Source organism: Alteromonas sp. 4NH20-0104 (genome assembly GCF_057547795.1).
Genome location: NZ_BAAJLP010000003.1, coordinates 109,931 through 123,708, shown reverse-complemented (window position 1 = coordinate 123,708; position 13,778 = coordinate 109,931). Strand labels below are relative to the sequence as shown.

The 13,778-nt window shown below is 48.5% G+C and carries 12 protein-coding genes; 10 read left to right on the top strand and 2 right to left on the bottom strand.

Annotated elements, in window-relative coordinates:
- Positions 1 to 5: 5 nt before the first annotated feature.
- The 10 genes from AC27IB_RS03275 to AC27IB_RS03230 all read left to right on the top strand — a co-directional run bounded on the left by AC27IB_RS03275 (position 6) and on the right by AC27IB_RS03230 (position 10,977).
- Positions 6 to 2,012, top strand: a complete 2,007-nt coding sequence (locus tag AC27IB_RS03275; RefSeq protein WP_487118883.1) for a chemotaxis protein CheA — start codon at positions 6 to 8, stop codon at positions 2,010 to 2,012.
- Positions 2,012 to 2,530 (top strand): chemotaxis protein CheW, encoded by a 519-nt coding sequence (locus AC27IB_RS03270; RefSeq protein ID WP_105933103.1) that lies wholly within the window; start codon positions 2,012 to 2,014, stop codon positions 2,528 to 2,530. The genes AC27IB_RS03275 and AC27IB_RS03270 overlap by 1 nt, the downstream gene beginning before the upstream one ends.
- Entirely contained in the window at positions 2,527 to 4,695 is a 2,169-nt protein-coding gene (locus AC27IB_RS03265) for a methyl-accepting chemotaxis protein (protein WP_487118881.1), read from the top strand. Before AC27IB_RS03270 ends, AC27IB_RS03265 begins: the two co-directional genes overlap by 4 nt.
- A 13-nt stretch (positions 4,696 to 4,708) precedes the next feature.
- Positions 4,709 to 5,524: a CheR family methyltransferase gene (locus AC27IB_RS03260; protein WP_296045981.1), complete on the top strand. Its 816-nt coding sequence runs from the start codon at positions 4,709 to 4,711 to the stop codon at positions 5,522 to 5,524.
- Positions 5,521 to 6,129, top strand: a complete 609-nt coding sequence (gene cheD / locus AC27IB_RS03255) for a chemoreceptor glutamine deamidase CheD (protein ID WP_487118879.1) — start codon at positions 5,521 to 5,523, stop codon at positions 6,127 to 6,129. Before AC27IB_RS03260 ends, cheD begins: the two co-directional genes overlap by 4 nt.
- Before the next feature lie 9 nt (positions 6,130 to 6,138).
- Positions 6,139 to 7,185 carry a protein-glutamate methylesterase/protein-glutamine glutaminase gene (locus AC27IB_RS03250; RefSeq protein WP_296045974.1) on the top strand — a complete coding sequence of 349 codons (1,047 nt, stop codon included), beginning with the start codon at positions 6,139 to 6,141 and terminating at the stop codon, positions 7,183 to 7,185.
- A gap of 237 nt (positions 7,186 to 7,422) precedes the next feature.
- Positions 7,423 to 7,857: a type II 3-dehydroquinate dehydratase gene (aroQ, locus tag AC27IB_RS03245; RefSeq protein WP_487118877.1), complete on the top strand. Its 435-nt coding sequence runs from the start codon at positions 7,423 to 7,425 to the stop codon at positions 7,855 to 7,857.
- A 25-nt stretch (positions 7,858 to 7,882) separates the two neighbouring features.
- Positions 7,883 to 8,335: an acetyl-CoA carboxylase biotin carboxyl carrier protein gene (gene accB / locus AC27IB_RS03240; RefSeq protein ID WP_487118875.1), complete on the top strand. Its 453-nt coding sequence runs from the start codon at positions 7,883 to 7,885 to the stop codon at positions 8,333 to 8,335.
- Positions 8,336 to 8,346: 11 nt separating this feature from the next.
- Positions 8,347 to 9,687, top strand: a complete 1,341-nt coding sequence (accC, locus tag AC27IB_RS03235; RefSeq protein WP_296053498.1) for an acetyl-CoA carboxylase biotin carboxylase subunit — start codon at positions 8,347 to 8,349, stop codon at positions 9,685 to 9,687.
- A gap of 345 nt (positions 9,688 to 10,032) precedes the next feature.
- Positions 10,033 to 10,977: a hypothetical protein gene (locus AC27IB_RS03230; RefSeq protein ID WP_487118873.1), complete on the top strand. Its 945-nt coding sequence runs from the start codon at positions 10,033 to 10,035 to the stop codon at positions 10,975 to 10,977.
- Positions 10,978 to 10,987: 10 nt separating this feature from the next.
- Here the strand turns inward: AC27IB_RS03230 and AC27IB_RS03225 are convergent, their stop codons facing one another.
- Together AC27IB_RS03225 and AC27IB_RS03220 are read right to left on the bottom strand one after the other, a co-directional pair.
- Entirely contained in the window at positions 10,988 to 11,545 is a 558-nt protein-coding gene (locus AC27IB_RS03225; RefSeq protein ID WP_487118871.1) for an antibiotic biosynthesis monooxygenase, read from the bottom strand.
- Between the two features lie 190 nt (positions 11,546 to 11,735).
- On the bottom strand, positions 11,736 to 13,451 hold the full coding sequence (locus AC27IB_RS03220) for a sigma-54-dependent Fis family transcriptional regulator (RefSeq protein ID WP_296053490.1): 1,716 nt from the start codon (positions 13,449 to 13,451) through the stop codon (positions 11,736 to 11,738).
- Positions 13,452 to 13,778: the final 327 nt, after the last annotated feature.

The window sequence follows — 13,778 nt, the reverse complement described above, 5'->3', positions numbered from 1 at the left end:
CATACATGTCTGTCGATATGAATCAATTCCACACGGTGTTTTTTGAAGAGAGCCAGGAGCATCTTCAAACCATGGAGGAATTGCTGTTAAACATATCAACAGACGACCCCGATGCGGAAGAGCTCAACAGTATCTTCCGCGCAGCACACTCTATTAAGGGTGGCAGCGGAATTTTTGGTTTCGATGCGTTAACCGGCTTAACCCATGTGATGGAAACCATCCTGGATAAAGCCCGCAACCATGAACTCGATTTAACCACCGACATTGTTGACGTGCTGCTGGCTACCACCGACACCCTGGGCGCTATTCTTCAGGCATACCAGGATGAAAGCGAGATCAATTGGGAGCAGATAGAAGAAGGTAAGGCAGCACTGGAAGGTATTTTGTCGACCGAAGGCGAAACCACCGGGGTCCCGGAACAAACACCGGCAGCCGAAACAGCCGAAGACGATGACAGCTTCGGGTTCTTTGATGATGCGCCCGGGCAACCTGATCTGAGCGCCGACCAGGAAGAGGATGGCTTTGGCTTCTTTGATGATGCGCCGGGCCATTCACAACCAGATACCGTCAGTGAGGAAGATGACGGGTTTGGCTTTTTCGACGATGCGCCGGGTCAGCCTGAAGCTGACAACTCAGAAGCACAAACCAGTCACGATGATAGTGAGGGAGAGTTTGGTTTCTTCACTGAGCCCAGGCCCGCTCAACCGATTAAAGACGAAGATGCCTATGGCTTTTTCGAACAGGAAAAACCCGCTACCACACCCGCTTCCAGCTCTGCCGCCAAAGCTTCTAAGCCGGCAGCTAAAGCGCCCGCCAAAACAGCCGGTAAAGCCGATGCTGGCTCAATTCGGGTGGAAACCACAAAAATAGATACGGTGGTAAACCTGGTGGGTGAAATGGTCATTACCCAGTCAATTTTGTCGATGATTGGCGAAGAAGTAGAGGGTAATACCGGCGAAAAACTCAATGGTGCCATTGACGAGTTGTCGCGTAATATCCGTGAAATACAGGAAGCAGTGATGTCGATGCGAATGATCCCTGTGTCATTTGTATTCAACCGGTTTCCGCGACTGGTTCGCGATTTAGCCAGGACGTTAGACAAAAAAATCGATCTGATTATTGAAGGCGGAGAAACCGAAGTCGATAAGAGTATGATTGAAAAACTGGCCGACCCGCTGACCCACCTGGTGCGTAACAGCCTCGATCACGGAATAGAACCGCTGGAGAAACGCCTGGCAGCCGGCAAACCAGAAACCGGTACTGTGGTTCTCAAGGCAGAACAACGTGGGGGCAATATCCTGATCAGTATCCAGGATGATGGTGGCGGTCTGAACAGAGACAAAATATTAGAGAAGGCCATTGCCAATGGTCTCGATGTGGATCCTAAGATGCCAGATGAAGATGTCTGGCAGTTAATTTTTGCCCCCGGCTTTTCAACAGCAGAGGCAGTTACCGACGTATCAGGCCGTGGCGTTGGAATGGATGTTGTGCGTAAAAACATTGAAGCGATACAGGGCGGTATCGACATTGTATCAGTCGCCGGGCAAGGCTCTACCTTTACCATTAAACTGCCACTCACATTAGCCATCATTGATGGTATGTGTGTGTCGGTAGGTAATGAGACTTACATCATCCCGCTGCTGAATATTATTGAGTCATTGCAACCCAAGCCGGAACAAATCAAGACCCTGGCGAATGACACCATGTTGTGGAGCCGTGATCAGTACTGGCCATTGGTGTCATTAAGGGAACAAATGCAGATAGACGAGCCGACCAGGCCGGTTGAAAACTCGATCATTGTGCTCGTTGAAATAGGCAAAAAACGATACGGCATTATTGTCGATCAGTTACTCGGTAAACAGCAGGTAGTGATCAAGAGTCTGGAACGCCATTACAAGAAAGTCGACGGCATATCCGGTGCAACCATCATGGGTGACGGTAAAGTCGCCATGATTATCGATGTTGACAACCTGATTAAAAATGAACAAATCAATCAAGTGGGGTTAGCCTGATGAATACGGTGTCATCTCAGGACGCTGCCATCGCAGCAACTGGTGGTGCGAGCAAGGAATATCTGACATTTATGTTGGGTGAGGAGCAATATGGCCTGGCCATTATTCAGGTGAAGGAAATTCGTGGCTACGAACCCGTCACTAAAATTGCTAATGCACCTGACTTCATTAAGGGTGTTATTAACCTCCGCGGCGATATTGTGCCGATCATCGACCTGCGCGTTAAATTTAACGTCAGCGAGGCCACTTACAACGAATTTACCATTGTCATTATGCTCAACGTGCAGGATCGCATCGTAGGCATAGTGGTAGACAGCGTGTCAGACGTTATCAATGTCACCGAAGACGAAATTCACCCGCCACCGGAATTCGGCGTCGCTTTCGACAGCCGCTATCTGGACGGCCTGGCCAGCGTGGATGATGGACTTGTCATTCTGGTCAATATAGAACGCCTGATTACCAGCAGGGAAATCGGTATTTTTGACAGCATGAATCAGCAGAACGAGGGCTCAGTATGAACTTGCGTAACCTTTTTGGGGGCCAGCCAGAAAAACAGCAGCCGGCATATTATGAAATTGCATTAAACGCCATATCCACTGGCGTCATGGTGGCCGATAAAAACCGAAACATCATTTATGCCAATGATGCGGTGTATAACCTGCTAAAAAGCTATGAAGATGAGATTCGTACTGTATTACCCCACTTCTCGGCGGAACACCTCGTTGGCCAGAATATCGATCAATTTCATAAAAATCCTGCCCATCAGGCGCGCATGCTGGCGGAGTTAACCCGGCCAATCTCATCGTCTATTGTGGTGGGTGATGTCAATTTTGATTTAAAAGTCACACCACTGCTCGACGCTATGGGCAAACCCGATGGCGCCATGGTGGAATGGGTCGATAAAACCGCTTACAACTTATCTGCCAATATGCTGTCTGCGCTCGACCGGAGCCAGGGCATTATTGAGTTCAGACCCAATGGCGAAATTCTGCGTGCCAATGAAAACTTTTTAAACCTGATGGGCTATGAAGAGTCAGAAATCCTCGGTAAACACCACCGTATGTTTGTGGCAAGTGATTACGCGCACTCAGTGGAATACAAAGACTTTTGGGCCCAGCTCAGCCGCGGAGAGCTCGCCGCTGGCGAGTTCTTACGGTATAACAGCCGCGGCGAAGAAGTCTGGATTCAGGCCTCTTATAACCCGGTAACCACCAGTGACGGCAAGGTCACCCGGGTGGTAAAATATGCCACGGATATTACCGCTGATAAGCTCAAAAATGCCTATTATGAAGGTCAGATTAACGCTATTAAAACCTCTCAGGCGGTCATTGAATTTGATCCCACAGGTAAAATCCTCGACGCTAACGATAACTTTCTCAATGCGATGGGCTATACCCTTGGTGATGTAAAGGGCAAACACCACAGTATGTTTGTGGATGCCAATTATCGCAGCAGCAGTGAATACCGGTTGTTCTGGGACCAGCTCAGTGATGGTCAGTTCCATTCCGGAGAATTTCACCGCATTGGTAATGGCGGCAAGGAAGTTTGGATTCAGGCCACTTACAGTCCCATCACGGATCAATCAGGGCGAGTATTCAGAATAGTTAAATACGCCAGCGATATCACCAATCGCAAGATGGCGGTCAATGATATCTGTGAAGTCATGCTGGCACTGTCTAAAGGCAGCCTGACCAGTAAGCTGGAACGTGAGTATGAAGGCGAATTCAAAACGCTGGCAGATTCTGTTAATGATTTCGTCACTAATCTGGCGAGCATAGTGCACGAGATCCGTTCCGGTTCAGAGACTATTAACAACTCGTCGGCAGAAATCGCCAAAGGTAATGCCGATTTGTCTTCCCGGACTGAACAACAGGCATCCAGCCTGGAAGAGACAGCTTCCAGTATGGAAGAGATCACCAGTACGGTGCAGCTCAATGCCGACAACGCTAAGCAGGCTAACGGGCTTGCTTCTGAGGCATCCCGCGTAGCCATCGATGGTGGCAAGCTGATAGAACAAGTCGTTGGTACCATGGCCGATATCAATCAGTCAGCCAAGAAAATTGAAGACATTATTGGCGTTATTGATGGGATTGCTTTCCAAACCAACATTCTGGCCCTCAACGCCGCGGTAGAAGCGGCTCGTGCCGGTGAACAGGGGCGCGGTTTTGCTGTGGTCGCTTCAGAGGTACGCACCCTCGCCCAGCGCTCAGCCAATGCCGCTAAAGATATTAAAGGCCTGATTTCAGATTCCGTTGCTAAAGTGGAAAGCGGTAATAGCCTGGTGAATCAGTCTGGCGATACTATGCGTGAAATTGTTACGGCGATTCAGCGTGTTAATGACATCATGTCAGAAATCGCATCAGCCTCAGCCGAGCAAGCCAGCGGTATTGATGAAATCAATAAAGCCGTGGTTCAGATGGACGAGATGACCCAGCAGAATGCCGCGCTGGTAGAGGAAGCTGCCGCTGCTGCCGAAAGTATGAGCTCGCAGGCATCCCAGCTGATTTCACGAGTGAACTTCTTCGAGCTAGGCCAGGAAGCCAGTATCGAAAGTGCGCCGGTCATCCGTTCTGCGCCACCGACTCAGAGCAAACCCAAAGTCTCGGCGAAAGCCATGGCAGCCCGTTCTCAGCAACTCAGTGCCGCAAAGCCAGATGATGATGATGAATGGGAAAGCTTTTAGTAAGGCGAAATGAATGGAAAAGCCATTCGCTTTTACCACCAAAGAGTTTAATGCAGTTCGTCAGAAAATTCGTTCGCTTACCGGTATAAACCTGGCGGACAGTAAGGACAACATGGTTTACAGCCGCCTTTCCAGGCGGCTGAGAGCGTTAAATTTGACTACTTTTCAGGCTTACCTGGATTATCTGGATACTCATCAAGATGAAACTGAACACTTTATTAATTCGCTTACCACCAATTTGACGTCGTTTTTTCGCGAAGCACACCATTTTGAACAACTTAGCGAATATTTACACCAACATACGGGTCCGTTGCGAATATGGTGTACAGCAAGTAGCAGCGGCGAGGAACCCTATTCCATAGCAATGACTTGCGCTGAGGCCAGAGGGTCACTTTCCACTAACGTTAAGATCTACGCTTCCGATATCGATAGTCGAATGCTGGAGCGTGCCAGGGCGGGTATTTATCCAATTGATCAGGTTGAAAAACTCAGTCTGGCCAGGCGCAAACGCTTTTTCCACCGAGGCAAAGGCAGTAATGCGGGTAAAGCCAGAGTGGTGGCTGAGCTACGTAATTCAATTCACTTTTTTCAGCAAAACCTGTTGGCAACGGAGTTTGCCATAGACCCTGGCCTGGATATTGTTTTCTGTCGTAATGTAATGATTTATTTTGATAAACCCACTCAGGAAATCATCGTTAAGCGAATCATTAAACTCATGAAGCCAAACGGCTGGTATATCGCCGGGCATTCTGAAAACTTTAATCACTTAACTGCCATTATGCGGGCCCGGGGCAAAACCATCTACCAGGTAAACGGAAATCAGATATGACTGCCGTATTAGACAACAGTGCACCCAATCGGTATTTTGACCGCCATTTTGATCGCGATGCGGTTAAAATTTTACCCGGTGAGTACTACGCAACCCGCGATAATACGATGATCGTGACCGTATTAGGCTCCTGTGTGTCGGTTTGTCTGCGTGATCCGATAACGAAAATCGGTGGCATGAACCACTTCTTACTCCCCAATGATGAATTTATTACGTCCGGAGAAATGAACAGCTCAGCACGTTACGGCACTTACGCTATGGAGCTCCTCATAAATGAGCTATTAAAAATGGGCGCCGCCAGAAACCGACTGGAAGCCAAAGTGTTTGGCGGCGGCAATGTTCTGCAAGGCCTCACAGTACATAATGTCGGTGAACGAAACTCGGAGTTTGTGCTGGATTATCTTCAACTTGAACGTATCCCGGTGCTCGCTCGGGATTTACTTGGCCCTTACCCTCGCAAGGTTTACTTCTTTGTCGAAAGTGGTGAAGTAAAAGTACGCAAGATTAAAACCATGCATAATACCACTATCCTTGATCGCGAAAGCGAGTACCGCATGCGGATTAAAGAAGCACCCGCATCTGGTGATATCGATTTATTTGATTAGAGTTTTTTAATGTCCATTTCTGTATTGGTTGTTGATGATTCGGCTTTGATCCGCTCATTGATGACACAAATTATTGCCAATCATCCCGACCTCAATCTGGTGGGCACGGCACCGGATGCCTACGTTGCCAAAGACATGGTGAAACGGTTCAGCCCTGATGTTATTACCCTGGATATCGAAATGCCCAAGGTCGACGGCCTGACGTTTTTAGATCGTCTGATGAAAGCTAAACCGACCCCGGTAGTGATGATTTCCACCCTTACCGAAAAAGGCGCAGATGCCACTATGCTGGCACTGGAGTTGGGCGCAGTCGATTTTATTCCGAAACCAAAAATCGATGTTCAGGCCAAATTTCTGGCTTTTCAACAATTGGTTACTGACAAGATCATTGCGGCCGCCGGGGCCCGGGTTAAAAAGCGGGTTGCCAATGAAACCGTCACCAAAACCCAGCTATCGTATTCCGGTACCGAATTGATTGTCGGCATTGGTGCCAGTACCGGTGGTACCGAAGCCATTAAGGACCTGCTGGTAAGGCTGCCTGCGTCATTCCCTGCCGTCGTCATGACCCAGCATATGCCTCCGGGATTTACTACCTCATTCGCCAAACGTCTCAACGGCTTGTGTGCGCTTAACGTTAAAGAGGCCGGGCACAATGAACGCTTATTACCCGGTCATGTGTATCTGGCCCCCGGCGAGCAACATTTAAGCGTTATTAAATACGGCGCAGATTACCGTACTCAACTCAGTGATCATGGCCGGGTAAGTGGTCATAAACCGTCTGTGGATGTCTTATTTAACAGTCTGGCGGAGCAGGTTGGACACAATGCTTTCGGGGTCATTCTTACCGGCATGGGCCGGGACGGTGCCAGCGGGATGCGCGCCATGCATGACAAAGGCGCAGTGACGTTTGCTCAGGATGAAGCTACCTGCGTGGTTTACGGCATGCCAAAGGAAGCGGTAAGACATGGCGGGGTAGACAAATCACTGCCAATTCCGGAGATTGCCAAGCATCTCACCGAGGCCATTCGTAGGAAAGCCAAGGGCAACCGTCTGTAGCACAGAGCCCGCTTGATGCTGCTGCACTATTTATTTCAGCCTATCTCAATATCGAGAAGTTGCGGCTAAATCCCCTGATAAGACCAGTATTTTGCTGCGATATCTTAATTATTAACTATAATCGTTGATTAAGCTTATTTTAGTACTAATTCAACGCGGTTTTTGTGTTAAATAATCATCACATTCTGTATAACTGGTGTTTATGCCGAACTTAGCCGCAAGATAGCTACAAGATTAATGAAAATACTTCTACTGAACGGCCCTAACCTGAATATGTTAGGTAAACGTGAGCCAGATAAATATGGCCACGCAACATTGGATGATATTGTAAGTGGTCTGACAAAACAGGCCGAGTCCATGCAAATAGCACTGGAACACTTGCAGTCTAATTCTGAGGCAGCGCTGATCGACCGTATCCATGAGGCCATGGGGAATGTCGACGGCATTATTATTAATCCCGCTGCATTTACGCATACCAGCGTCGCCCTGCGTGACGCGTTGTTAAGCGTCTCAATCCCGTTCATCGAGGTGCATTTGTCGAATGTGCATGCCCGTGAGGCATTTCGACATCATTCCTATTTTTCCGATATCGCTGCTGGCGTGATCGTAGGCTTTGGCGCTAAAGGCTACTCTCTCGCCCTGGACGCAGCAGTCGATATTTTTACCCACTAATTGAAAAGACAAACAGAGACAGATTATGGATATTAGAAAGATAAAAAAACTGATTGAGCTGGTCGAAGAATCAGGCATTGCCGAGTTAGAAATCACCGAAGGTGAAGAATCTGTACGTATTCACCGTGGTAGCTCACAAGCTGCCGCACCTGTTCATTATGCTGCGCCAGCACCTGTTGCTGCGCCGGCTGCCCCCGCTCCAGTTGCTGCACCAGCCGCGCCAGCTGAACCGGAAGCCCCGGCAGGTCACACCGTTAAATCACCAATGGTAGGGACCTTCTACCGCGCCTCTTCACCAACGGCCAAAGCGTTCGTTGAAGTGGGTCAAAGCGTCAATGTTGGCGATACCCTGTGCATTGTGGAAGCCATGAAGATGATGAACCAAATCGAGTCTGATAAGGCCGGTGTTGTTAAAGCGATTCTGGTAGACGATAAAGAAGCTGTAGAATTCGATCAGCCCTTGTTCATCATCGAATAAACGGGAATCTCATGGATAAAGTACTCATAGCTAACCGCGGTGAAATTGCACTGCGGATCCTGCGAGCGTGCAAAGAGCTTGGGATTAAAACGGTAGCAGTGCACTCCACTGCCGACCGCAATCTTAAACATGTATTGCTTGCTGATGAATCAATTTGTATCGGTAATGCATCCGCTACTGAAAGTTACCTGAACATTCCGCGCATTATTGCTGCAGCGGAAGTGACTAACTCGATTGCTATCCACCCGGGTTACGGCTTTTTAGCCGAAAATGCTGATTTTGCCGACGCGGTAGAAAAGAGCGGCTTTATTTTTATTGGCCCTACTGCAGACACTATCAACCTGATGGGTGATAAGGTTTCTGCTATCAACGCCATGAAAAAAGCCGGTGTGCCCTGCGTGCCAGGCTCTGACGGCCCGTTAACCGATGATGAAGATCGCAATAAAACCATTGCCAAGCGCATTGGTTATCCGATCATTGTTAAAGCGGCCGGTGGTGGTGGTGGTCGTGGGATGCGTGTGGTTCGCAGCGAAGCGGAACTGATCAAATCTATCGAAACCACCAAAGCAGAAGCGGGTGCAGCATTCGGTAATGACGTGGTTTACATGGAAAAATTCCTCGAAAACCCGCGCCACGTAGAAATTCAGATTCTGGCCGATGGTCAGGGCAATGCCATTCACTTAGGCGAGCGCGACTGCTCAATGCAGCGCCGTCACCAAAAAGTGGTGGAAGAAGCCCCGGCACCGGGTATCTCTGAGCAAATGCGCAATAAAATTGGTGATCGCTGCCGCAAAGCCTGTGTTGAAATTGGCTATCGCGGTGCCGGTACCTTTGAGTTTCTTTACGAAAACGGCGAGTTTTATTTCATCGAAATGAACACCCGTATTCAGGTAGAGCACCCTGTTTCAGAAATGATCACCGGTGTAGACCTGGTGAAAGAGCAACTGCGTATTGCCGCCGGTCAGCCGCTGTCTATCGACCAGTCGCAAATCCAGATCCGCGGTCACGCCATTGAATGCCGGATTAATGCTGAAGATCCCAATTCGTTTATCCCCAGTCCGGGTAAAATCGAAATGTTCCACCCACCAGGTGGTTTGGGTGTTCGCTGGGACTCGCATATTTATGCCGGTTATACAGTGCCGCCTTACTACGATTCAATGATTGGCAAGCTGATCACTTACGGTGAGAGCCGCGATGAGGCCATCGCCCGTATGCGCCACGCGCTGGATGAACTGGTAGTCGACGGCATTAAAACCAATATTCCATTACAGCAACGCATTATGGCTGATGAAAACTTCTATGCAGGTGGTACCAATATCCACTACCTCGAGAAGAAATTAGGCCTGAGCTAATTAAGTAAAAAACGTTAAAAAGGCATTCCTGAAGAATGCCTTTTTTGTTTCTGCTAATTCGATTTTATCGATTAACAGAATCGTTTTTTTTGATTACTAATCCTGACAAACTCCATTTATAGTTATTTTAGATTAGACTTTAGTTTAATTTATGCCGACTGTTATGGTATTGACCCATCGTAGTTGTTGGTGACCTTGTATAAAGGTACTTCTCCACTTGTTTAGCCGGCGTGTTTGCCGGCTTTTTTCTTTATTATGCCTCTTCTGCGACCACAATATTTACTGGTTGTAAAAGCTATAGATAAGCTACACTGCGTTTTTTAGCTGTGAGTTTTTATCTACCCAATGGCAAATCTGAGCACCGGGCTAACCTGCTTTATCGGATGTCTCATCCTCTTTTTCATTTCGCCGGCAAAGGCCAGTGAATCGGTCGGTGAACCGGCTGGCTTCTACCAGCAAAAACTCGACGTACAGGTTCGCTACGACAATCGTTCAGACCGCAGTAATCGCTCACAATTTCGGCTGCGTTTTTATCCTCAACTTAATCTCAATGAGCAATGGAGCCTGCACAGTTTTGTTGTCACCGGCGATGACTTTAGTTCCAGTCACAACACCTTTGGTGATGAAGATAGCGACCAGATTGCAGTCAGACGTATTTACCTGCGTCGAACCCATGCCTTGGGTAAAACCGAATTTGGCGTTATTCCCACCTACAAAGGCCGTATATCGGCCACCGGGATGTCGAAAGATGGCTGGTTTCAGGGCATTCGACATGTCTACGAGGCAAAGCCGGGCCACAAGCTGGAGTTAGTAGCAGGCGCTATTAACAGTACCGATCCGAATAAGGCGCTATCTCTTGCCGATGATTTTAACCTCTTTGAGTTTGAGTACAGCGCTACCATCAATGAACAATTCAGTATGGAATTTGGTGTAGAGCGCATTATTGAAGGTAATTACCTGCGCAGTGAAGTACGTTTTCACCAGTCTGATCGAGTGTGGTTTGCTGAGTTTGTCAGGCGTGTTGACCACGCAGAGAACAAACTGGTGCTTGGCCTCGACAGTGAATTTTCCCTTGGGCAGTATCCTCTTGAGATGTATGCCTATTATGCTTATGTCAGTGCAGACTTTGGCCAGCGCGCCGAGCTGACCGAAGACTATCTGGGTACTGGACACGGTGGTTCGGTGGAAGTCTCAGGTGCCTTGCCGGTAGCGCAGCTTGACTGGTTTAGCCGCATCGATATGGTCCACAGCACCCGACGCATCTTACTGGGGGTCAAACGTTCCTTCTGACAGCTTAAGTTCAATGCCGTCTGAATAACCAGAAAGCAAACCGCTTGGTCATAATGGGCATCAGTACATACGACATTAAAATCATTAATACAGCCGTCACCACCAACGTGCGAAGTAGCAAAGGTAAGTGAGCGAGCCATGGCCCGAACAGCCAGAAAATCAGCGTGGCGGCCGGGTAGAGCGCCAGCCAGCTAACTATAGTCATCTTATATCTCGGTGGCGGCTTAACCGGATTTTGTGAGGGTAAACTAAACCAGGTGACCAGTCCGGACACTTTCTCCCGCTCAGTCGGGGAAATCAATAACCCTTCCAGTTTTTCCAGCATCTCAGCCCGTTCTTCAGACCTCTCCCATTCCGCCAGGCTCGCCTCGTCGGTAAATTTAAAAATCATGCGATATTCAGGGTCGTCAGGGCTCACCGGACGAAACAATGTAGCGCCCATATACCCGTCGAACTGACTCGCCCGACGTGACATTTCATCACTCAACGTTTCAAATGCACTCACCGCTTCGGGCTTCACCCGTCTGGACACAATAACGGTAACGGGCTGTGGGGATGGGGTATTCAAATGGCACCTCGGATAACATCTACGACTCACGCTATCTGTTTGCACAGCATAAATAGTACCGACTCTCCCTCACTCACCAAAAATACTTATTTACTATTTATTTTCAGTAAGTTAAACAGAAAAACGGGTGTTGGTAATAATGGCCTTTCAGGCGGATGAGTAGCCAAATTTGGCAGGTTTGATCAAATGATCAATTCAAATCTGTTGAGTCATTACCACTTAGTTTTTTAAGCCGGTAAGCCAGTGCCGGGCGGGTAAGGTTAAGCAGCCGGGCAGCTGCCGACACATTATCATTCGTCATAGCCATTGCCCGGTTGATAAGCTGCTCTTCAATGCTATCCAGGCCAATTTGCTGATTAATCAATGTATCAACCCAGCCTTCAGTGGTTTTTATATTGCTCGGCTTTACCACCTGTCCGTCTGAGTAGACATGGGTATCGTCGGTATTACCGGATTCAGGCGTAACACTGGCAAACAATGACTCCAGTGAAATCGTCTCGTGATTATCGGTAAGAATAACGCCGCGCTCAATCACGTTTTCCAGCTCACGGATATTACCCGGCCACGAATAATTTTTAATAAACCGCCAGGATTTATCCGATAGGCCGAGGGTGCGTTTAGAGTAATCGCTATGAAATTTAGCCAGAAAATGCTCGACCAACAGGGGCAGGTCATCCAATCGGTTGCGTAACGGCGGGATCTGCACCGGAAAGACATTCAGGCGGTAAAACAGATCAGCTCTGAATTTGCCATCTTTAACGGCCTGTTCCAGGCTTTCATTGGTAGCGGCAATCACCCGCACATCTACTTTACGCGTATTCACGCCGCCAACCCGTTCAAGTTCGCTCTCCTGCAGTACCCGTAACAATGACGCCTGTGCCCGCGGCGTTAACTCCACCACTTCATCAAGAAAAATTGTGCCACCATGAGCGCGTTCAAACCGGCCGGGGCGGGAGTGATTGGCGCCGGTAAACGCGCCTTTTTCAACACCAAATAACTCAGCTTCAATCAGCTCTTGTGGAATGGCAGCGCAGTTAACGGCTATAAACGCCTGCTCAGCGCGATCACTGCGCAAATGCACACTGCGGGCGATGACCTCTTTACCTACCCCCGTTTCACCTAATAGCAACACAGAGACTTTACTTTGGGCGGCCTTATCGATTTTCTTGCAGGCATTTTTATAGTCTGGCGAATCGCCAATGCCGTAATACTGCCCCTGATGACGGGCCAGGCTGCTACGTAGCGACTTCACCTGGGATTGCAGGCTGTAAAGCTCTTCGATAATAGGCTCAGCAGTAAAATACCTTGAGAATTCACCCGCATCTTCCCATTCGTTGGCCGGTTTGCCCACTATCAGGCAGCGTTCATCACCACAGCCCCGACAGCTCACTTCGCGAAAGATAATTTCCCGGCCCATAATGGCCGACGTGTAAGCACAGGCGTAACCCAGTAGCGACCAGCACGCCGGCTCATCAATTTGGCCAAGCTCGGTTTGCACAATCTCTACTTCCCAGGAGTCAACCCACTCCAGCTCGCCGTAGAAATGGCCACTTTCTTTATCGATTTCTATTTTAATCGGGCGGTTTTTCACCATACCACGCAGAGAATGTAACTGCGGTCCCGTCCAGAACAGCGCCATATCGTCGCAGTCCGGACGTAGACGCCTGGCCATTTCAGCATCACGCAGTCCGCCCTGATAACCCAGGCGCATAAAGAACCCCTTGGCTCTTTCAACGCCAATACTGTTGACCAATTCACGACGAAAGGCTGCCAGGGCCGGCAGTTGCATAAACAAAATCCGCTGTTCACCAAACCAGATCTTACCTTCGGTGCTCTCAAACTGGATCAGTGATGTGAGATCCTGAATATCCACATGATTAAGCTTTGGTTCGAATTCAATGGTCATGGTTTTCCCCTGCAAACAGCTGTCGAACGCCAACAGCCTGGTCAGATGTAAACCATATGTAAAACCTTAAATGGTCATAAATCAACTAAATGATCACATTTTTACGGCAGGCCAAAACGGGCTATTTAAGCATTTGATTAAAAAGCACATAAAATTTAATCATTTGATTAAATTTAAGCGGTGTCAGGAAGGCTTAGCTTGCGTGAGATAGCATTGTTGAATGCCAGACGCTTTATATAAACTACTCCCCTATCAACAAGTTAACAACATATTTAAACATTTTATTAACCTATGGCACAGCCATTGCTCTGATCACCGCACTGCATC